Source organism: Streptomyces sp. NPDC048504, from assembly GCF_043200035.1.
Taxonomy (GTDB): Bacteria; Actinomycetota; Actinomycetes; order Streptomycetales; family Streptomycetaceae; genus Streptomyces.
In genome coordinates, this window is the sequence record NZ_JBICXA010000006.1 from 489,053 (window position 1) to 508,631 (window position 19,579).

Here is a 19,579-nt window from a genome sequence, read left to right on the forward strand (position 1 = left end):
CAAAAGACGGAAGACGGTATGGAACGCCCAGCCGACCCACCAAGTCGCCCTGGACGGCGGACGTCTCGGCATCGCCGCCTGTCGGCTCGGCGGCGCCCGCACAGTCTCCGGTCGCGGCGTCGTCCACCTCGCCGACCGGTCGGCGTTCGGGCGACGGCTGGTGGACGCCCGGGCGCTGCGCTTCCGCCTCGCCGGCATCGCCACCGACCTCACCGCCGAGCGCGCCCTCCAGGTCCACGGCGGTTACGGCCGCCTGAGCGCATACGGTATCGAGAAGATCGTCCGCGACCAGCGGGTCCACCAGATCCTGGAAGGAACCAACGAGATCATGTACGTCATCGTGGCCCGCGGCCTGACGGAGGCGTTCGGATGAGCGGCGCCGACGACTCCGTACTCGTACGTGTCGAGGGGCGCGCCGCGTACCTCACCCTCAACCGCCCCAAGGCACTCAACGCCCTCACCCACCAGATGGTCCGCCGTATCGACGCAGCCCTGACGGCTTGGGAACACGACCCTTCCGTGGAAACCGTCGTCCTCACGGGCGCGGGGGAACGGGGCCTGTGTGCGGGCGGCGACATCCGCGCCATCCACAACGACGCGCGGGACGGGGACGGTTCGGCGTCGGCGGCCTTCTGGCGTGACGAGTACCGGCTCAACGCCCGTATCGCCCGCTACCCGAAGCCGTACGTCGCCGTCATGGACGGCATCGTCATGGGCGGCGGCGTCGGCGTCTCCGCGCATGGCGGCTTCCGCATCGTCACCGAACGCTCGCGCGTCGCCATGCCCGAGACCGGCATCGGCTTCGTACCGGACGTAGGCGGCACGTATCTCCTCGCCCTCGTGCCCGGCGAACTCGGCACCCACCTGGCGCTGACCGGAGCCTCGGTGGGCGCGTCCGACGCCCTGCACTGCGACCTCGCCGACCACTACATCCCCTCCGAGTTCCTGCCCCAACTCCTGGACGACCTCGCCCACATGCCGGTACGGGAGGTCCTGGCCCGGTATGCGCGCGAAGCGCCCCCCGGTGAACTGGCGGAGGCGCGGACCTGGATCGACGCCTGCTACGCGGCCGGCACCGTCGAGGAGATCGTCGAGCGCCTCCTCGGCCACGGCGACAGCGCGGCGAAGCAGGCCGCCGAAACCCTGCTCGCCAAGTCGCCCACCGCACTGAAAGTCACCCTCGTCGCACTCCGTCGGGCCCGCCGACTCGGCGCGCTGGAGGCCGTGTTGGACCAGGAGTACCGCGTCTCCTGCGCTGCCCTCACCACCCCCGACCTGGTGGAGGGCATCCGCGCCCAGGTCATCGACAAGGACCGCACCCCGCACTGGTCACCGCCCACGCTCGCCGAGGTCACCGACGTGGACGTAGAGCGCTTCTTCGCACCCCTCGGCGAGCGCGAACTCGGCCTCGCCGTACCGGACATCACCCAGTAGTCGTCGGGGTGAGCACGACCGTAGCGTTCATCGGACCGGGGCACATGGGCGGCCCCGCCCTGGAGATGGAGACCGGAGCGGGGAACACCCGGTTCCCTTGACGCCGTTCGTGCCGTACGAGCTCCTCACCCTGGGCGGCGGGGAGGGGCGGGGACTCCAAGCCGCTGTGGGCCCCCCGGCCGGAGGGACCCCGGGAGTGCCAGGCCACCAACCACTCCGCCGAGTACTTCCTCCGGCTCACCGACGAGACCGAGGCGGCCGTCCTCCATGCGCCGGCGGGCCGCACCCTCGCCGACAGCCTCGACGAGTTGCGCGCCATCGACCGGGCCGCCGCCACCCCCGCTCCGGAACCGCCGCTCCTCGCGCCCAGTCACCAGCCGCTGAACAAGTGCTCGACAAGTTTGCTTCAACTAGAGGGATCCACAGGGAGTCGGCGGCCTAGTCTCTGAGGCGGATGATCAACCCCCCTCACCCGTAGGAGCGCATGTGACGCAACCCCGGCAGCAGTCCACAAGACGCGCCGCTGTCCTCCGCCGCAGCGCAGTCGTGGCCACCGTCCCCGTCGCCCTCACCGCCCTGCTCGCGGCCGCCGCACCCGCGGGCGCCGCGACGATCGGTTCGGCCGGCGCGGGAGACCCGTACTTCCCGCTCTCCGGCAACGGCGGCTACCACGTCGCCCACTACGACCTGACGCTCCGTTACGACCCGACGAGTCGCCATCTCGACGGCAAGGTGGTCCTCACCGCCCGCGCCACCGAGAAGCTCACCCGCTTCGACCTCGACTTCAAGGGCCTCAAGGTCACCGATCTCACCGTCGACCGCGCCAAGGCGGACTTCCGCCGCGACGGACAGGAACTCGTCGTCACCCCGCGCCGGGCCGTCCGCAAGGGGCAGCGGTTCCAGGTCACCGTCACGTACAACGGCGTCCCCCAGCAGGTCACCGACCCCGACGGCTCGGCCGACGGCTGGATCGCCACCGACGACGGCGCCTTCGTGGCCGGCGAGCCGCAGGGCGCGATGACCTGGTTCCCGGCGAACAGCCACCCCAAGGACAAGTCGTCGTACGACTTCACGATCACGGTCCCGCAGGGGCGCACCGCGGTCGCCAACGGTGTGCTCCTCGGGCAGAGGACCGCCCACGGGAAGACCACGTTCCGCTGGCACGCGCCGGAGCCGATGGCCGCCTACCTCGCCACCGCGACGGTCGGGAAGTTCAAGGTCGAGCAGTACACCACCCGCGACGGCGTCAAGGTGTACAACGCCGTCGACCCGCGTGAAGTCGCCGCCGCGGCGCCCGTGTTGAAGAAACTGCCCTCCGTCCTGGCGTGGGAGAGCAAGCTGTTCGGGCCGTACCCGTTCCGCTCGGCCGGGTCGATCGTCGACCACGCGCCGGACGTCGGGTACGCGCTGGAGACGCAGGGGCGGCCGATCTACGACTCGGCGCCGGACCTCAGCACCCTCGTGCACGAGAACGCCCACCAGTGGTTCGGGGACTCCGTGTCGCTGACCGCATGGAAGGACATCTGGCTCAACGAGGGCTTCGCGACCTACACGGAGTGGCTCTACAGCGAGCAGCACGGCGGCAAGACCGCCCAGCAGACCTTCGACGCGCTGTACGCCCGCAAGGCGACCGACGGCCTGTGGGCGTTCCCGCCCGGCGACCCGGGCAGCGGCGCGAACATCTTCGGCACGCCGGTGTACGACCGCGGGGCCATGGCGCTGCACGAACTGCGCCTGGCCGTCGGCGACAAGACCTTCTTCGCGATCCTGCGGGCCTGGGCGGGCGCACACCGCTACGGCCACGGAACCACCGCGCAGTTCGTCAGCCTGGCGGAGCAGAAATCGGGCACACGACTCGATGCCCTCTTCCAGACTTGGCTCTACACGAAAGGCAAGCCGACCCAGCCGTAGGAGCTGACGAGTTCCTCACATGTGTCGGTCATCGTCGACTCATGATCACTCGTATTCCCTCGGTCGCACTCGTCGCCGCATCCGTTCTCCTCACGGGATGCGGCGGGGGTGCGCTGGCGGCGACGGACCACACGTCCGCCCCCACTCCCGCCTCCTCGTCTTCGATCTCACCCTCGCCCTCGTCGGAGATATCCGCCGAGGCGGCAGCCCGGCAACTCCCGGGCGTGGGGCCCAAGATGCTGGCGCGAATACCGGCGACGACCGAACAGGTCGTCCTGGTGACCGGGCGGGGCGCGAACTCCCCCCTCTCCACTCTCGCCCTGTACGAGCGCACCGACGACGGCTGGGAGCAGACCGTCAGCTGGGCCGCGCACAACGCGCTCAAGGGCTGGTCAAACCACCACATGGCCGGTGACCTGCGCTCGCCGATCGGTGTCTATTCGCTCACCGACGCGGGCGGACTGCTCAAGGACCCCGGCACCAAGCTGTCGTACGACCAGGGGACGGGCTTCGTCTCGCCCGGCACCGGCTTCGAGGGCGAACCGCTCGCAGGGTCCTTCGACTACGTGATCGCCATCAACTACAACCGGCAGCCCGGCACTTCACCCCTCGACTGGACCCGCCCCCTCGGCGCCTCGCGCGGCGGCGGCATCTGGATCCACGTCGACCACGGCGGCCCCACCCACGGCTGTGTCAGCATCGCCGAGGACCACATGAAGGAACTCCTGCGCACCCTGGACCCGGCCCGGCACCCCGTCGTCGTCATGGGCGACGCCGCCGCCCTCGACCGCTGACCGCTTAGGATCCGCCAGGTGTGCGCACATGTGCTGGTCGCCGAGGACGACGAGATGCAGGCCGAGCTGATACGACGCTCCCTGCTGACGGAAGGCCACACCGCGACCGTGGTCCACGACGGGGCCGCCGCCATCGAGGCGGCCCGGAAACTCAGACCCGACCTCGTGGTGCTCGACCTCATGCTGCCGGTGATCGACGGCTTCGGCGTGTGCCGGGTGCTGCGCGGCGAGGACGACATCCCCGTCCTGATGCTCACCGCCCGCTCCACCGAGGACGACGTCCTGCTCGGCCTCGAACTCGGCGCCGACGACTACATGACCAAGCCCTACAGCCCGCGCGAGCTGATGGCCCGCATCCGCACGGTCCTGCGCCGCAGCGGCCGCGCCACCGAGGAGCGCCAGGAGGACACCGTCGTACGGGCGGCGGGGCTGTCCGTCGACGCGGTACGACACGAGGTGCGCTGCGACGGGGCGCCCGTCGACTGCACGCCGGCCGAGTTCGAGATCCTCCTCGCCATGACCGCCGAACCCGAACGGGTCTTCTCCCGGCGGCAGTTGCTCCAGTACACCCGGGGCCTCGACCGGGCGTCCACGGAACGGGCCGTCGACGTCCACATCATGAACCTGCGCAAGAAGATCGAGCCCGACCCGCGACGGCCGGTCCGGCTGCTGACCGTGTTCGGCGTCGGCTACAAGCTGCGCGGCGGTCGCGCGTGAGGCCCCGGATACCGCTGCGCAAGCGGCTGTTGGTCCGGCTGCTCGTCGCCACCGTGCTGATCGCCGTCTGCTCGGTCGGGGCGACGGCCTGGCTCGCGGTGACGACCACCACCCGGGCCATCAGGGAGGAACAGGGCCAGGACCTCGCGGACGACATGCGCATCCTCGCGCAGCTCAGCGGATACGCCGCGACCCACCCCGAGTGGAAGGGCGTCGCGCCCACCGTCCGCGCACTGTCGAAGAAGATGGGCCGCCGCATCGCCCTCACGACCACCGACCGCACCCTCATCGCCGACTCGGCACCGCACGGCACCTCGCTCCCGCCGCGCGCCGCCGCGAGCGTCGACCCCCTGCACACCGACACGTACACGGAACCCGGCGCACAGCTCAGCGGTCTCGACCCCCGGGTCGTCGGACCGTACCGGGTGACCGCGAAGGAGCGGGTCCGGCTGGCGAAGCTGGCCAAGGACCGCCAGGCGTGCTTCAAACAGAACGGCATCGACACGACCATCACGATGACGCCGAGCGGCCGTCCCGTCCTCACCGACGCGGACGGCAACGACGCCAACGGCTACGTGCCCGACCAGTGCGCCGACGGGAAGCTCAACACCCCGACCGCCACCGAGAGCAAGGCGTTGAAGAGCCTGATCGTGAGCTCCCAGCCCTGCCTGTCGCGGGAAGGCGTGAGCTTCAAGGCCCCGTACTTCGGCGTCGACGTCTTCGACAAGAACCTCGGCTCCCGCTACGTCACGGGCGCCTACAACAAGCTGGGCGACGCCGCCGACATCCGCAAGGCGGAGGCCTGCACCGACAGCGCCCGCCGCGCCCAACTCGACCCCTACGTGGCGCCGGTGGCCGAACTCTTCCTGGGCGGCGGGGACACCACCGCACCCCGCTTCGCCGTCTCCCCGGCGAACAAGGCCAAGGTCGTCGGCGCGGCCGCCGGGGTACTCGCCCTCACCGTCCTCGTCACGGCCGTGGTCGCGACCCGGCTCGTCCGCCCCCTGCGCGCACTGACCGAGGCGGCTCAGCAGCCGCCGGAGCTGCACGTCCGGGTGCCGGTGAAGACCCGGGACGAGACCGGCATCCTGGCCGAGGCCTTCAACGACCTCACCGAACGCCGCGAACGCATGGAGGCCCAGCGCAAGGCCATGGTCAGCGACATCGCCCATGAACTCCGCAGCCCGCTCACCAACATCCGCGGCTGGCTGGAGGTCACCCGCGACGGCTTCGTCGAACCCGACCCGGCCCTGCTCGGCTCCCTGCACGAGGAGGCGATGGTCCTCCAGCGGGTCATCGACGACCTCCAGGACCTCGCCGCCGCCGACGCCGGCACTCTGCGCCTGCACCGCGAACCCGTGCGCGTCGAGGACCTCGTCGACCAGGTCGTCGCCGCCTACCGCGTCTCCGCCGACACGGCCGGGGTCGCCCTCACCGGCAAGACGGACAACTCCCTCTGGCTGGAGGCGGATCCGGTCCGTATGCGCCAGGTCCTCGGCAACCTCGTGTCCAACGCGCTGCGTCACACACCGGCCGACGGCACCGTCACCGTGACCGCGTGGCGCGACGGCGACGACATCGTCCTGACCGTCGCCGACACCGGCATCGGTATCGCGCCCGAGAACCTTCCGCACGTCTTCGAACGCTTCTGGCGCGCCGACCAGTCCCGCAGCCGCCGCACCGGAGGCAGCGGCCTGGGCCTGTCCATCGTCCGCGACCTGGTCGCCGCCCACGACGGCACGGTCGAGGCGACGAGCGAACCCGGCGCGGGTTCCGTGTTCACGCTGCGCCTGCCCAACTCCGGTGCGCCGGAGGGAGAGTGACGCCCACTCAATTCGCCGGCTGTCCAGTGAGTTGACGCCGGTCACTGCTCCCGCAGCCCCCACGGCGAGCCGTACTCCGTCAGCAGATCCAGGAACGGCCCGGCCGGAAACGCCTCCGGCCCCAGCACACCCGAGCCGCTCCACGCCCCCGTCGCCAGCAACTCCAGCGCGATCACCGGGTTGATGGCGGTCTGCCAGACCACGGCCTGAGAGCCGTACTCCGCCATCGACCACTGGTTGTCGACCACGTGATAGAGGTACACCTCGCGCGGCGCCCCGTCCTTCGTGCCGCGCACCCACGTGCCCGCGCAGGTCTTGCCGTGCATACGGTCGCCCAGTGTCGCCGGGTCGGGCAGACAGGCGGCCACAACATCACGCGGCGACACGGCAGTTGGTCCCGAGGCGCTCGGCACCGTGACCGGCTCGGTGCGGCCAAGTCCCAGCAGGTGCAGGGTCTTCAGGGTCTCGATGAACTCATTGCCGAGCCCGTACTTGAAGGTGACGCGGCGCGCGTCGACCCACCGCGGCACGAGCAGTACCTCCTCGTGCTCCACGTTCACGCACTCCACGGGGCCGATGCCCTCGGGGAAGTCGAACACCTCGGGCTCGCTGAACGGTTCGGTGGTGAACCAGCCGCGCTCGGCCTCGTACACGACCGGGGGGTTCAGACACTCCTCGATCGTCGTCCAAATGCTGAAGGAGGGCGCGAAGTCGTAGCCGTCGACGGTGAGATTCGCCCCGTCGCGGATGCCGATCTCCTCGATGTCGTCGAAGAGTTCATCGGCGGCGTACCGCGCGAACACGTCCGAGAGCCCGGGCTCCACACCCATCCCGACGAGCGCCAGCGCACCCGCCTTCTCCCAGTCGCCCGCCTCCGCGAACTGCGCGTCCCCGAGCTTGACCCCGCACTCCTCGTACGGCCGCTCCGGATGAGGCCGGGACAACGACATGGCCATGTCGAGGTAGTCGGCCCCGGCGGCACGCGCCGCACGGAACAGGGGCAGGACGAAGCGCGGGTCGGTCGCGTTCAGCAGCACGTCGCACCCGTGCGCACGCAGCGCCGCCACGACCGCCACCTCGTCGCTCGCGTCCAGCCGCTCGGCGCGGAACCGGGCGCCGTCCGCCCCGAGCGCGGCGACCGCGGCCTCCGCGCGGGACAGGTCGTAGTCGGCGACCACCATGGCGTCGAAGAACGGACGCCGGGCCGCGATCCGGGTGACCGCGGTCCCCACACCACCGGCTCCCACGAGCAGTACACGCATGACAAGAACTCCTTCACTGCCGAACTAAGGACGTGAGCGGGCCCTGTCGGAGATACAACGCCGGTCGCGCGGATAAGGTCAATGGCGTTGGCATAAGGACGCACATCCACGCGCAGGGAGGCCGTGATGCCGAAACCGGTGGTGTCCGAGGAGAAGCGGCGACGGCGCCGTCCCACCAAGAGCGGCACGGTCCTCTCCGAGCAGTTGATCGTCGACACGGCCCTGCGCATGCTGCGCGAACACGGCAGCGCGGGCCTGACCGCCCGCCGCCTGGGCCTGGCCCTGGACGCCGACCCGAGCACGCTCTACCGCTACTTCCGCGGCATGGACGAGCTCACCCTGGCCATCGGTGACGCCCTCGTCGGGCAGGCGCTGCGCGGCTGGGAGCCGACGGGGGAGTGGCGGGCCGACCTGCGCGCGATCGGCCTGCGCATCCACGCCGCGTACGTCGCCCACCCGCAGGCCGCCCAGCTCACCGCGAGCCGGGTCACCGGCCGGCCCAATGAACTGGCCGCGGACGAGGCCGTGTTGGACGTCCTGCGCACGGCCGGGTTCCCGCTCCCGGACACCGTGCGCATCTACCACGCGTTCATCGACCAGACCCTGGCCTTCGCCGCCCTCGACGCCGCGTCCCTGGCCCTGCCGAGCGATTCGCTCCGCGCCGACGAGGGCATGTGGCGCTCGACGTATGCCCGTCTACCCCGCACCACCCACCCCCGCATCGCCGAGGCGGCCCCGCTCCTGGCGTCCCGCATGGCCGACAGCGCGTACCCGACGGCGTTGGAGATGCTCCTGGACAGCGCCGCCGCCCAACTGAAGTCCACGCGCGCCTGAGCAGCCCGCGCAAAGTCCAGCGCCCTATAGGGGCGCGAGGAACTGCGCGACCAGCCACGACGGCGCCGCACCGGACCACGCGTCCCCTGATCAACCCGCGCAAGGTCAACCCCGATGCGGCAGCGCCCTTAAGGGGCGCGGGGAACTGCGCGACCAGCCACAACGGTGCCGCAGCGGAAAAACGACACACAGCTCCCCCGCAACGGAGCCGCACATCTACACGACCGATGGCGCGCTCAGCCCCGCAACGCCTCCGCCGCCGCCCCCACGACCACCCCCGCCACCGCCGCCAACGCAGGCGAGTCCAACTTCCACTGCTGCCAGTACAGCGGTACGTCGACCGACCGTGACGGCGCGAAGTTCACCAGTCGCCCGGCACTCAACAGCGGAGCCGCCTGCATCTCCGGCACCATGCCCCACCCCAGCCCCGCGGCGACGGCCTCGACGAACCCCTCCGAGGTCGGCACGAGATGCCGTACCGCACTCGCACCGCCCTGCCCGCGCCGCAACCGCCGTACGAAGGCGTCCTGGAAGTCGTCGAGCCGGTCGAAGGTCACCACCGGTGCCTCGGCCAGCGCGTCCCGCAGCGGGCCGCCGTCCAGATGTGTCTCCTTGAACTCCGGGCTCGCCACCGGCAGATAGCGCATCCGCCCCAACGCCCGCACCGAGCACCCCGGCACGACGTCCGGCGACGAGGTCACCGCCGCCATCACCAGCCCCTCGCGGAGGAGAGCCGCCGTATGGGCCTCGTCCTCGCGGCGGAGTTCGAAGCAGACCTGGAGTTCGCGCGGGACGCGGGTAAGCGCGCCCAGGAACCAGGTGGCGAGCGAGTCTGCGTTCACGGCGATTGTCACCCGGGTCGCCTCACCGGCCCCGCTCATGCCCAGCTCGGCGCGCGCGTCCCGTTCCAGGCGGGCCAGTTGGCGGGCGAACCGTACGACCACCTCGCCGGACTCGGTCGTCCGCACCGGCTTGGTGCGCAGCAGGAGAACCCGGCCGGTGCGCTGCTCCAGGGCCTTCACACGCTGGCTGACCGCGGAGGGCGTCACATGCAGCGCCGAGGCCGCCGCGTCGAACGTGCCCTCGTCCACCACCGCGAGCAGCGTGCGTACCTGGTCCAGGGGAAGCTCCGTCACCATCACGAGCGCTAATGTTACGTAAGAATCTTTAGCTGTACTCCAGCTCCCGGTGTCCCTAGCGTCGAGGGCGTGACCAACGCTCTCTCCGCCGCGGCCGCCGGATTCGGCACCGGCCTCTCGCTCATCGTCGCCATCGGCGCCCAGAACGCCTTCGTCCTCCGCCAGGGCATCCGCCGCGACGCCGTCCTCGCCGTCGTCGGCATCTGCGCCCTCTCGGACGCGCTCCTCATCGCGCTGGGCGTCGGCGGCGTCGGCGCGGTCGTGGTCGCCTGGCCGGGCGCGCTCAAGGCCGTCGGGCTCATCGGCGGCGCCTTCCTGCTCTGCTACGGCGTCCTCGCCGCCCGCCGGGTCTTCCGCCCCGCCGCCCTGCGGGCCGAGGGCGAGTCGACCGGCTCGCGCCGCCGGGCCGTCCTCACCTGCCTGGCGATGACCTGGCTCAACCCGCACGTCTACCTGGACACCGTGTTCCTGCTCGGCTCCATCGCCGCCGCCCGCGGCCCGCTGCGCTGGACCTTCGGACTCGGTGCCGTCTGCGCCAGCCTGTGCTGGTTCACCGCGCTCGGCTTCGGCGCCCGCCTGCTCAGCCGCTTCCTCGCCAAGCCCTCGGCCTGGCGGGTGCTGGACGGCCTGGTCGCCGCGACGATGATCGGTCTCGGCGCAACGCTGGTGGCCGGAGCGTGAGATGGCGGATTCGGCAGCCACAGCAGGTGCTGCGATAGTAAACCCTGGTCGATTAGATGTAGCGAGCAACCAGGAAGCCAGTGGACACGAGCGAGAGCACCGACAGCGGCACGGAACCCGAGTCGCAGAAGGACCGGGAACCGGCGACGGGCCCCCGGCGCGGCTGGCGCCGCTGGGCGATGGACACCCGCCCGCTGCAGATCCCCGCCTACCGCCGCCTGTGGTCCTCGACCATCGTCACGGCCGTCGGCAGCCAGCTCACGGCCGTCGCCGTACCCAAGCAGATCTACGACATCACCGGCTCCTCCGCCTGGGTCGGCGCCGCCAGCATGGCCGGACTGGTGCCGCTCATCGTGTTCGCGCTGTGGGGCGGATCGCTCGCCGACAGCATGGACCGCCGCAAACTGCTGCTGATCACCAACAGCGGCATAGCCGTGACCTCGGTGCTGTTCTGGGTCCAGGCGGCCACCGGGCTCAACTCGGTGACCGCGCTGATGGTGCTGCTCGCCATGCAGCAGGCCTTCTGGGGCCTCAACGCACCCGCCCGCAACGCCTCCATCGCCCGCCTGGTCTCCGCCGAGCAGCTGCCCGCCGCCAACGCCCTCGGCTCGACCGTCATGCAGACAGGGCAGGTCGTCGGACCGCTCCTCGCGGGCGTCCTCATCCCGGTCATCGGCCTGCCCGAGCTGTATCTCATCGACGCGCTGGCCCTGTGCGTCACGCTCTGGGCGGTCGTCAAGCTGCCCTCGCTGCCGCCGCTGGAGTCCGCGACACCGCGCCGCGCGGGCTGGCGCGAGGTGGCCGCCGGTTTCCGCTACATCTCGCTGCACAAGGTGCTGCTGCTGTCCTTCCTCGCCGACATCATCGCGATGGTCTTCGGCATGCCCCGCGCCCTGTTCCCGCAACTCGCCGCCCAGACCTACGCCCCCTACGGCGAGGGACTCGCCCTCGGCATGCTGTTCGCCGCGATCCCCATCGGGGCGGTGGTCGGCGGACTGTTCTCCGGCACGTTCTCGCGGGCACGGCGGCACGGCTGGATGGTGATCGGTGCGGTCGTCGCCTGGGGCGCGGCCATCACCGGCTTCGGGCTCAGCGGCAACCTGTGGATCGGCGTGGTGTTCCTCGCCGCCGCCGGGGTCGCCGACATGGTCTCCATGGTGTTCCGCGGGGCGATCCTGCTGTCCGCCGCCACCGACGAGATGCGCGGCCGTATGCAGGGCGTCTTCACCGTCGTGGTGGCCGGCGGCCCGCGCCTCGCCGACGTCCTGCACGGCACGGCCGGTTCGGCCCTCGGCCCGCGTACGGCGGTCGCGGGCGGCGGCATCCTGGTCATCGTCATCATGCTGGCCCTGGCCGCCGCGGTCCCGGCGCTGCGCCGCTACCGCGTCTGACCTCAGACCGGCCGGTGGAGCGCGTAGTGCTCCATCAGCTTGCTGCGGGTCATCGCCAGCCGGTGCGCGAGGATCTCCGCGACGATCCGGACCAGGGACAGCCCGAGCAGCGGATCCTCCACGCACAGGGCGAGCACGGCCGACGCGTCGAACTCGTAGGCCCGCACGGCACTGAACGCCTCCGCGCCGAAGTCCCACTGGTACGGCGGGAACAGCCACGACCACCCGAGCAGGTCGCCCGCGCCGAGCGTGGCCACGGTGACCCGCTGCTGCGGGGTGACCTGCTGGTCGAGCGAGACGGCGCCGGAGCGGACTACCCAGAAGCGGTCGGCCGTGCCGCCCGCCTCGAAGATCCTGGAGTCCTCGGCGAACGAGACCTCCCGCGCGACCTCCATCAGCCGTTCGCGCTGGGCCTGGGGCAGGGCGGTCAGCAGTTTTATCGCTTTGGTCATGGCACAGGGCTCCTCGCCGGCAGCGGATCCGGAATTCTCCCTACGCCCATTTCAGCCTCTGCCGACGTCCCGGGCACCTCGGGGGACGGAATCGGGGCATGAAAAAGCCCTGGCTGGACGGGGGAGACCAGCCAGGGCCGTAAGCGGTGGCGCGGGGGACGGTACGGTCGACCCCGTATCCACGTATGAATGAACAGTAAACCATCGAAGGGCATTTCGTACCCAGTTCAACCGGTCGCGTGACCGGTTTCACTTCGCGGCCTGCCGACCGGGGGCCACGATCTCGTCCAGCACCCGCAGAACCGCCTCGTAGGCCACTTCCCTCACGGCGTCGCCCTGTCGCGACCACGTCTGCACCTCCCGGGCGGCGAAGGCCCGGGCCCGCTGGATGCGCCGCAACAGTTCGTCCGAGTCCACGACATCAGTCATGCCCGTCGCCTACCCAGGCGCGCGGCATTCACTTCACCGGCGCCGCGATCGGTACGTCGAGCGGCCGGGCCAGGCCGGTCACGGCCTCGTCGAGGCGCTGCAGATGCCGCAGCACGCGGTCGGTGACCCGGCCGTAGCGCGGGGTCCCCGGCGTCCCGGGCCGCAGCAGGGACGCGATGCTCGGCCCGGTCTCGATCTCACCGACACCGTCGTCGTCCCCGTCGGCGACGTGCGCGCCGATCACCCCGATGTTGTGCACGATCCGGCGACCCGCCTCACGCAGCCGTGGATCGGCAGCTATCGACGGATGCGTGGGCAGCAGCTCGGCGGTCGCCGCCAGATACCGCGCGTGATAGGCGCAGGTCTCAAGGAGCGCGACGACATATCTCGCGGTGTCCCGCCGCGCCCGCAACGGCGTGATCGGGTGCGTCAACGGCTGCGTGGACGCGCTCAGATCGGCCAGCGCCTGGTCCAAGTCCCGCGCCTCGTCGAGTAGTTCGGCCGCGGCCCCGCCGCTGAGCTGGTCGACGGCGGCCTCGGTGACGTCCGCGAGCCGCGCCAGCACGGTGCCGAGCAGTTCGTTCGTACGGCGGTCCGTGTGCACCGGCAGCACCAGCGCCGCCGCGACCACCCCGCAGGCCGCGCCGAGCGCCGTCTCCTCGATCCGCAGCAGCAGCACCGACGCGCTGTAGGTGTGCAGCAGCGTGTAGAGCAGGCCCAGCATCGCGGTGACGAAGAAGGACATCAGGGTGTACGACAGCGGTGCCGTGTAGAACATCGCGAAGATGAACAGCAGCACCAGCACGAACGCCGTCCACGTGTGATGGCCGACCAGGCCCGCGAGACCGATACCGGCGACGACACCCAGGACCGTGCCCAGCAGCCGCCGGTAGCCCTTGACGAGGATCTCGCCGGTGGACGAGGTGTTGATGAAGACGATCCAGCAGGTCAGCACCGCCCAGTACCAGCGCTGGCTGGACAGGAACTCGCCGCCGATGATGGCCAGCGACGACCCCACCGCCACCTGCACGGCCGCCCGCGTGGTCGGCCGCCGCAGCCCGGTGCGCTCCGCGTCCTCGGCCTCGCTCTCCTCGCTGCCCGCGATGGCGACGTCCTCCGCGTCCAGCTCCTCGCGCGAGCGGGTCGTCGCGGGCGTGTCCTCCGACTCGTCCTGCGGCCCGTCCACGGCGATCCGCAGCCCCAGCACCGCACGTCCCGCCTCGCCGATGCCCCGGAACACGTCCTGGACGGCGTCCGGGGCGGGCGGCAGGTTCTCCTCCTCGCGATAACCGAGCAGCCGGTTGCGCACCTGCGCCAGCCCGGTACCCGAGTCCGTGCCCGCCGGCCGCAGGACGAGCAGGCGCAGTGCCTCCAGATCGCGGCGCAGCGTGTCGGTCGCCTCGTCCCGCACCGGCAGTTGATCGGCCAGGGGGACCGGTGCGCCCGGCAGATGCAGGGTCAGCGTGTGGCCGCGCTCGGCGCTGCGGGCGGTCAGCAGCAGGAGCCCGAGCCGTTCGGCGGCGACCTCGGCGTCGGCGATACGGCGCTGCACGAGCCGTGCCACCGTCTCGTCGGAGGTGCCGTCCTCCAGCCGGCCCTGGATCAGCAGCGCCGTCTCGTGCAGACGGGCGGTGCCCTCCCGTACGTCGTCGAGGGCCTTCTCCATGTCGTCGGGACCGGCGTCGAGCAACGCGAGCTGCGCGGTGACGAGTTGGGCGAACCGGGCCCGGAACGCCCGCCGCAGCCGGTCGAGCGTCCCGGTGGGTGTCTCCGGCACCAGCGCGAACCGCACCAGCGCGCTGCACGCGAAGGCGACGCCGATCACGCCGTACAGCCGCGGCAGCGCGGAGACGGTCGCGCCGACGAACAGGGACAGGAAGTAGATCTGGAAGCCGATCAGACCGAGCGCCGTGCCGCGGTCGCCGAACCGGCGGCTGTAGACGGCGCCGAAGATCAGCAGGACGAAGAAGACGTCACCGGCGACCACCCGCGAGTTCAGCAGCGCGCTCAGCGACACCGAGGCCAGCGCGACCGGCAGCCCCAGCGCGAGCGTCACCGCCTGCCGGCCGCGCTGCTTCTCGCGGATGGCGAACGTGGAGACCATCGCCGCCATCGCGCCGGCCACCAGATGCGGCACCGAGGCGTGCAGCAAGGAGAGCACGGTCAGCGTGAGGGCGATCGAGGCCACCGTCCGCAGCCCGGCCGTCAGCCGCAGCAGTCCGGGATCGGACGCCGCGACGCGATACCGCACCCGTGCCCACGCCGCCCGTCCCACTGCCCTCACGCCGCCGTACTCTCCCCAGGTTCACACCAAGATCCCTACCACCGATGCTACGGCTCCTGGGTGCCGGTCCCTTCGACACGGTCCCGTACCTGCTCCGGCGACAGATACGAGTCGGTGTACTCGAAGTCCTTGAGCGTGGCCGGTTTGCGGGCCTGGAAGCCGGTCCGCACGAAGTCGTCGCCGGCCAGCGCGTTCAGCGTCCAGTTCGTCGCGACCCGGACCTTGGCGACGTTCGTGCGCAGCGCCGACCAGTGGTAGCCGCGGGCCACGACCTGGGCGGGGAATCCGCGCAGTTCGATGCCCAGCGGCTTGGACACGGCGTCCTTGCCGCCGAGGTCCACGACGAGCCCGAGGTCCTTGTGGACGTACGGCTTCAGGGGCTGGTTGCGCAGGGTCGCGATCACGTTGTCGGCGACCACCTTGCCCTGCCGCATCGCGTGCTGCGCGGTCGGCGGGCAGATCGCTCCGTCCCCGCCCTTGGCCTCGTCCGGCACCGCGCCGGCGTCACCGAGCGCGAACACCCCGTCGTGACCCGGGAGGTTCATGTCGGAGGTGACCGCGAGGCGCCCCCGCACCGTCTCCGCGCCCAGCGTGGCGATCAGCGGGCTGGCGACCACACCGGCCGTCCAGATCAGCGTGCGGGTCGGCACCACCCGGCCGTCGGTGAAGGTGACCTCCTCCGGGCCCGCCTTCGCGATCGAGACGCCCAGGGAGATTTCGATACCGCGCCGGGTCAGGATCTCCTGCGCGCTCTTGCCGAGCTTGTCGCCCAGCTCGGGCATCAGCTTCGGCGCGATGTCGATGAGGTGCCACTTGATCAGGCCCGGGTCGATCCGCGGGTAGCGCTTGACCGCGGCGTGCGTCAGCCTCTGCAGACAGGCGGCCGTCTCGGTGCCGGCGTAACCGCCGCCCACGACCACGAACTGGAGCCGCGACGCCTTCTCCGCCGGGTCGTCGCTCGCGTCCGCGAGGTCCAGCTGGGTGATGACGTGGTCGCGGATGTAGGCGGCCTCCGCGAGGGTCTTCATCCCGAAGGCGTGATCGGTCAGCCCGGGGATGTCGAAGGTGCGGGTGATGCTGCCGGGGGAGAGCACGATGTAGTCGTAGGGCTCGTTCACGAGCTCGTCGTTGATCGTGCGGATCACACAGACCTTGGCCTTGATGTCCACACCGATCGCGCCGCCCGGGATGATCCGCGTGCGGTACTTGCTGCTGCGGCGCAGCGAGACGGCGATCGACTGCGGGGTCAGGACGCCCGAGGCGACCTGGGGCAGCAGGGGCAGATAGAGCTGGTAGGAGAACGGCGTCACCAGTGTGACGTCGGCTTCCTCCGGGGTCAGTTTCCTCTCCAGGCGGCGAACGCACTCCACTCCTGCGAAGCCTGCGCCAACCACCAGGATCCTCGGTCGTGTCACGGTGTTCATCCCTTCTGCGGCTCCGGGCGGTCTGCCTCGACGCCGTACGCCTGCCCCGGATCGCTGCCTCGCACCACAATCGATCCCACCGTGCCGGGAGCCGTTCCGCCAGCTGAGCGCGGCAGGCAGACGAACGCGTGGAGCACCAGCATGCCCCGCCGACGCCCTCCGTACGCCGCGGACGTGTGAACAAATGGCGTACCTGAATGACCTTTGACCGATCCCGTGGCGATCGCCGCGGACCGTAGAGTGCACGCCATGTCGCACACTCAGCCCGAGCCGGGGTCAGGCTTCCGCACCCAGAACATCGACGCCGGCAACGTGACGCGGCTGGTGGCCGCGCTCGACATCCAGGAAGCCAATCCAGGCGTACGACGACTGCGCGCGTGGGCCCACGAGGCCCTCGCCCCGGGCAGCGGGGAACGCGCCCTCGACATCGGGGCCGGCACCGGCTCGACCACCCGTGAACTGGCCGCGGCCGTCGGCCCGAACGGGTCGGCGCTCGGCGTCGAACCCAACCCCGGACTGCGCGCGGTCGCCGAGGAACGCGCCGCGTCGGCCGGGAACCCGGCCCGCTTCACGGACGGCGACGCGCTGTCCCTGCCCGTGCCCGACGCGTCCGTCGACGTCGTCTGGTGCGAACGGGTGCTTCAGCACCTCGCGGAACCCGACAAGGCCGTCGCCGAGATCGCCCGCGTCCTGCGCCCCGGAGGGCGGGTGGCCCTGCTCGACACCGACTGGGCGACCACGATCCTGCACCCGGGCGACCCCGAGGTCACGGCCGCGTTCACCTCCGGCGCCCTCACCAGCGCGGCCAACCCCTACTCGGGACGCCGGCTCGTCGGCCAGCTCAGCGCCGCCGGACTCGTCGTCGACGACCGCGGCTCACAGGCGCTGCTCCAGGACCACCGCTCGGTGGCCTGGCCGTTGATCCGCATGCTCGGCGAGTCCGCGGTCCGCCGCGGCGCACTGACCGAGGCCCAGCGCGACCGCGCCTACGCGGACCTCTCCGAGGCCGCCGAGCGGGGCGCGCTGCACATGTCCGTGACGATGTTCGCGGTCGTCGCCCACCGCCCGGAGTGACCTCCGCCCGGTGACCTAGCGGAACACGTTGTCCGCGTCGTCCCAGCCCGCGAGCTGTTCGTCCGCCGACTGCTGCGGGGCACGCGCGCGTGCCTGGTACATCGCGTCGATCTCGAACGCGTAGTGCCGCACGATCGCGTCCCTGCGCAGCTTCATCGACGGCGTCAGCAGCCCGCCCGCGACGTCGAACGGGTTCGGGAGCACCCGGAACACCCGGATCGACTCGGCGCGCCCCACAGGGCTGTTGGCGGCAGCCACGGCCCGGGTGATCTCCTCCCGCAGCGCGTTCTCCTCCCGCGCCTCCCGGCCCCGCGCGTCGCTCTGCAGCGCGAGACCGGCCCGCCAGTGCGCCACGAACTCCGGGTCCAGGGTCAGCAGCGCCCCCACACAGGGACGGTCGTCGCCCACGACCACGGCCTGATGGATCAGCGGGTGCATCCGCAGCCGGTTCTCCAGCGCGGCCGGCGCGACGCTCTTGCCGCTGCTGGTGATGATGATGTCCTTCTTGCGGCCGGTGATCGTCAGATACCCCTCGGTGTCCAGCCGCCCGATGTCCCCGGTGGCCAGCCAGCCCGCGTGCATCGCGGCCCGGGTCGCCCGCTCGTCGTTGATGTAGCCCTGGAACACCGAAGGGCCGTGCACGAGGATCTCCCCGTCCTCCGCGACCCGGATCTCCGTGCCCGGCAGCGCCTGCCCCACGGTGCCGATCTTCTCCCGGCCCAGCGGCTGCATCGTGATCCCGCCGGCGGTCTCCGTGAGGCCGTAGCCGTCGTGCACGAGGATGCCGATACCCGAGTAGAACAAGGACAGTTCACGGTTCAGGGGAGAGCCGCCCGACGTCGCGCGGACCACCCGGCCGCCCAGCCCGGCGCGCAGTTTGCGGTACACGGTCCGCTCGAACAGGGCGTGTTGGAGCCGCAGGTCGAAGCTGGGGCCCGAACCCCGGCCGAGTCTCTGTCTCTCCTCGGCCGCCGCGAAGTCCCGCGCGGTGGCGGCGGCCCGCTCGAACAGGGCGCCCCGGCCGATCTGTTGGGCCGTACGGAGAAAGTTCTTGTAGATCTTCTCGAAGATCGACGGCACCGCGTACAGGTACGTGGGCCGGAAGGTGCGCAGCGCCGACACCAGCGCCGCCTCGGTCATCTCCGGCTCGTGCGCCATCAGCCAGCCGCCGCGCATGCACAGCCCCTGGATCATCAGCCCGTACACGTGCGAAAAAGGCAGGAAGGCCAGCACGGCAGGCTGTTCCCCCGGCGGGGCCGCCGTGTGCGACCAGCCCGCGAGCAGCGTGTCGCAGGGGCTGGCCAGACTGCGGTGGCTCAGCGCGCAGCCCATGGGACGGCCAGAGGTGCCCGACGTGTAGGCGATGACCGCGGTCGAGTCCGGCATCACGATCCGGCGGAGCGAGTCCACCGTGGTCTGCGGGATGTACGTGCCCCGCTCCACGAGTTGGGCCAGCGCCCCGGAGTCCAGCTGCCAGACGTGCCGCAGCAGCGGCAGCGCGGCGCACACCGTGCCGACGGTCATGATGCCCTGCTCGTCCTCCACGACCACGGCCACGCAGTTGGCGTCCCGCAGGATCCACTCGACCTGCTCGCGCGAGGACGTCGGATGCACCGGCACGACCTCGGCGCCGACCGCCCACAGGGCGTGGCTGAGCACGGTCCACTCGTAACGGGTACGGGCCATGATCGCGACCCGGCTGCCCGGCGATATCCCGGAGGCGATCAGCCCCTTGGCCAGATCGACGACTTCGTCCCGCAGCTCTACGGCCGTCACCTCCTCCCACACCGTGGAAGAGGGGTCCGGCTTGCGTGCGATCAGGGGGAGGGTGGGGTTCAGGACCGCGGTCTCGAAGATACTGTCGGCGAGGCCGCCGTTGAAGGTGGAGGTGGGGGGTGGAGCGACGGCGAAGTCGCGCATGCGCTGCTCC

General features: G+C 71.1%; 16 protein-coding genes and 1 pseudogene. 10 read left to right on the forward strand and 7 right to left on the reverse strand.

The window, feature by feature from the left end; genetic code table 11:
- Positions 1-7: 7 nt before the first annotated feature.
- The 6 genes and pseudogenes from ACGFY9_RS18275 to ACGFY9_RS18300 form a co-directional block, all read left to right on the forward strand.
- Positions 8-373: pseudogene (locus tag ACGFY9_RS18275) on the forward strand (acyl-CoA dehydrogenase family protein); the annotation flags it as partial.
- Entirely contained in the window at positions 370-1,434 is a 1,065-nt protein-coding gene (locus ACGFY9_RS18280) for an enoyl-CoA hydratase/isomerase family protein (RefSeq protein WP_393755215.1), read from the forward strand. The pseudogene ACGFY9_RS18275 and the gene ACGFY9_RS18280, both read left to right, overlap by 4 nt.
- 486 nt (positions 1,435-1,920) lie before the next feature.
- Positions 1,921-3,345, forward strand: a complete 1,425-nt coding sequence (locus ACGFY9_RS18285) for a M1 family metallopeptidase (RefSeq protein ID WP_393755217.1) — start codon at positions 1,921-1,923, stop codon at positions 3,343-3,345.
- A 41-nt stretch (positions 3,346-3,386) separates the two neighbouring features.
- Complete coding sequence (locus ACGFY9_RS18290; RefSeq protein ID WP_393755219.1) at positions 3,387-4,139, forward strand: L,D-transpeptidase family protein; 753 nt, start codon at positions 3,387-3,389, stop codon at positions 4,137-4,139.
- Between the two features lie 18 nt (positions 4,140-4,157).
- Positions 4,158-4,856, forward strand: a complete 699-nt coding sequence (locus ACGFY9_RS18295; RefSeq protein ID WP_393755221.1) for a response regulator — start codon at positions 4,158-4,160, stop codon at positions 4,854-4,856.
- The gene (locus ACGFY9_RS18300) at positions 4,853-6,679 is read left to right on the forward strand and encodes an ATP-binding protein (protein WP_393755223.1); all 1,827 of its coding nucleotides are present in this window, start codon (positions 4,853-4,855) and stop codon (positions 6,677-6,679) included. The genes ACGFY9_RS18295 and ACGFY9_RS18300 overlap by 4 nt, the downstream gene beginning before the upstream one ends.
- A gap of 41 nt (positions 6,680-6,720) precedes the next feature.
- Here the strand turns inward: ACGFY9_RS18300 and ACGFY9_RS18305 are convergent, their stop codons facing one another.
- On the reverse strand, positions 6,721-7,941 hold the full coding sequence (locus tag ACGFY9_RS18305; RefSeq protein ID WP_393755225.1) for a saccharopine dehydrogenase family protein: 1,221 nt from the start codon (positions 7,939-7,941) through the stop codon (positions 6,721-6,723).
- Between the two features lie 126 nt (positions 7,942-8,067).
- Between ACGFY9_RS18305 and ACGFY9_RS18310 the strand changes: the two genes are divergently transcribed.
- Positions 8,068-8,775 (forward strand): TetR/AcrR family transcriptional regulator, encoded by a 708-nt coding sequence (locus ACGFY9_RS18310; RefSeq protein WP_393755226.1) that lies wholly within the window; start codon positions 8,068-8,070, stop codon positions 8,773-8,775.
- Positions 8,776-9,011: 236 nt separating this feature from the next.
- On the opposite strand, the gene ACGFY9_RS18315 is transcribed toward ACGFY9_RS18310, so the two are convergent.
- Positions 9,012-9,914 (reverse strand): LysR family transcriptional regulator ArgP, encoded by a 903-nt coding sequence (locus tag ACGFY9_RS18315; protein WP_393755289.1) that lies wholly within the window; start codon positions 9,912-9,914, stop codon positions 9,012-9,014.
- A 69-nt stretch (positions 9,915-9,983) separates the two neighbouring features.
- Between ACGFY9_RS18315 and ACGFY9_RS18320 the strand changes: the two genes are divergently transcribed.
- Positions 9,984-10,595 carry a LysE/ArgO family amino acid transporter gene (locus ACGFY9_RS18320; protein WP_393755228.1) on the forward strand — a complete coding sequence of 204 codons (612 nt, stop codon included), beginning with the start codon at positions 9,984-9,986 and terminating at the stop codon, positions 10,593-10,595.
- A gap of 80 nt (positions 10,596-10,675) precedes the next feature.
- Positions 10,676-11,986, forward strand: coding sequence for an MFS transporter (locus ACGFY9_RS18325; RefSeq protein ID WP_393755230.1), 1,311 nt, complete (start codon positions 10,676-10,678; stop codon positions 11,984-11,986).
- 2 nt (positions 11,987-11,988) lie between these two features.
- Here the strand turns inward: ACGFY9_RS18325 and ACGFY9_RS18330 are convergent, their stop codons facing one another.
- From ACGFY9_RS18330 to ACGFY9_RS18345, 4 genes are all read right to left on the reverse strand, one after another.
- Positions 11,989-12,438, reverse strand: coding sequence for a cyclic nucleotide-binding domain-containing protein (locus ACGFY9_RS18330; RefSeq protein ID WP_366492431.1), 450 nt, complete (start codon positions 12,436-12,438; stop codon positions 11,989-11,991).
- Between the two features lie 249 nt (positions 12,439-12,687).
- The gene (locus ACGFY9_RS18335) at positions 12,688-12,867 is read right to left on the reverse strand and encodes a hypothetical protein (protein WP_393755232.1); all 180 of its coding nucleotides are present in this window, start codon (positions 12,865-12,867) and stop codon (positions 12,688-12,690) included.
- Between the two features lie 28 nt (positions 12,868-12,895).
- Positions 12,896-15,151 (reverse strand): FUSC family protein, encoded by a 2,256-nt coding sequence (locus ACGFY9_RS18340; protein ID WP_393755233.1) that lies wholly within the window; start codon positions 15,149-15,151, stop codon positions 12,896-12,898.
- A gap of 47 nt (positions 15,152-15,198) precedes the next feature.
- A complete protein-coding gene (locus ACGFY9_RS18345) occupies positions 15,199-16,575 on the reverse strand; it encodes an NAD(P)/FAD-dependent oxidoreductase (RefSeq protein ID WP_393755235.1) in 1,377 nt (458 codons plus the stop codon).
- 249 nt (positions 16,576-16,824) lie between these two features.
- On the opposite strand from ACGFY9_RS18345, the gene ACGFY9_RS18350 reads away from it, so the two are divergent.
- Positions 16,825-17,649: a methyltransferase domain-containing protein gene (locus ACGFY9_RS18350; protein ID WP_393755236.1), complete on the forward strand. Its 825-nt coding sequence runs from the start codon at positions 16,825-16,827 to the stop codon at positions 17,647-17,649.
- A 15-nt stretch (positions 17,650-17,664) separates the two neighbouring features.
- Here ACGFY9_RS18350 and ACGFY9_RS18355 read toward each other — a convergent pair whose 3' ends face one another.
- On the reverse strand, positions 17,665-19,569 hold the full coding sequence (locus ACGFY9_RS18355; RefSeq protein WP_393755238.1) for an AMP-dependent synthetase/ligase: 1,905 nt from the start codon (positions 19,567-19,569) through the stop codon (positions 17,665-17,667).
- Positions 19,570-19,579 lie beyond the last annotated feature (10 nt).

Excerpts from the sequence above, each read along its gene's own strand:
- ACGFY9_RS18280 (WP_393755215.1), top strand. The coding sequence starts at position 370 with ATGAGCGGCGCCGACGACTCCGTACTCGTACGTGTCGAGGGGCGCGCC.
- ACGFY9_RS18290 (WP_393755219.1), top strand. The coding sequence starts at position 3,387 with ATGATCACTCGTATTCCCTCGGTCGCACTCGTCGCCGCATCCGTTCTC.
- ACGFY9_RS18305 (WP_393755225.1), bottom strand. The coding sequence starts at position 7,941 with ATGCGTGTACTGCTCGTGGGAGCCGGTGGTGTGGGGACCGCGGTCACC.
- ACGFY9_RS18310 (WP_393755226.1), top strand. The coding sequence starts at position 8,068 with ATGCCGAAACCGGTGGTGTCCGAGGAGAAGCGGCGACGGCGCCGTCCC.
- ACGFY9_RS18315 (WP_393755289.1), bottom strand. The coding sequence starts at position 9,914 with ATGGTGACGGAGCTTCCCCTGGACCAGGTACGCACGCTGCTCGCGGTG.
- ACGFY9_RS18330 (WP_366492431.1), bottom strand. The coding sequence starts at position 12,438 with ATGACCAAAGCGATAAAACTGCTGACCGCCCTGCCCCAGGCCCAGCGC.
- ACGFY9_RS18335 (WP_393755232.1), bottom strand. The coding sequence starts at position 12,867 with ATGACTGATGTCGTGGACTCGGACGAACTGTTGCGGCGCATCCAGCGG.
- ACGFY9_RS18345 (WP_393755235.1), bottom strand. The coding sequence starts at position 16,575 with ATGAACACCGTGACACGACCGAGGATCCTGGTGGTTGGCGCAGGCTTC.
- ACGFY9_RS18350 (WP_393755236.1), top strand. The coding sequence starts at position 16,825 with ATGTCGCACACTCAGCCCGAGCCGGGGTCAGGCTTCCGCACCCAGAAC.
- ACGFY9_RS18355 (WP_393755238.1), bottom strand. The coding sequence starts at position 19,569 with ATGCGCGACTTCGCCGTCGCTCCACCCCCCACCTCCACCTTCAACGGC.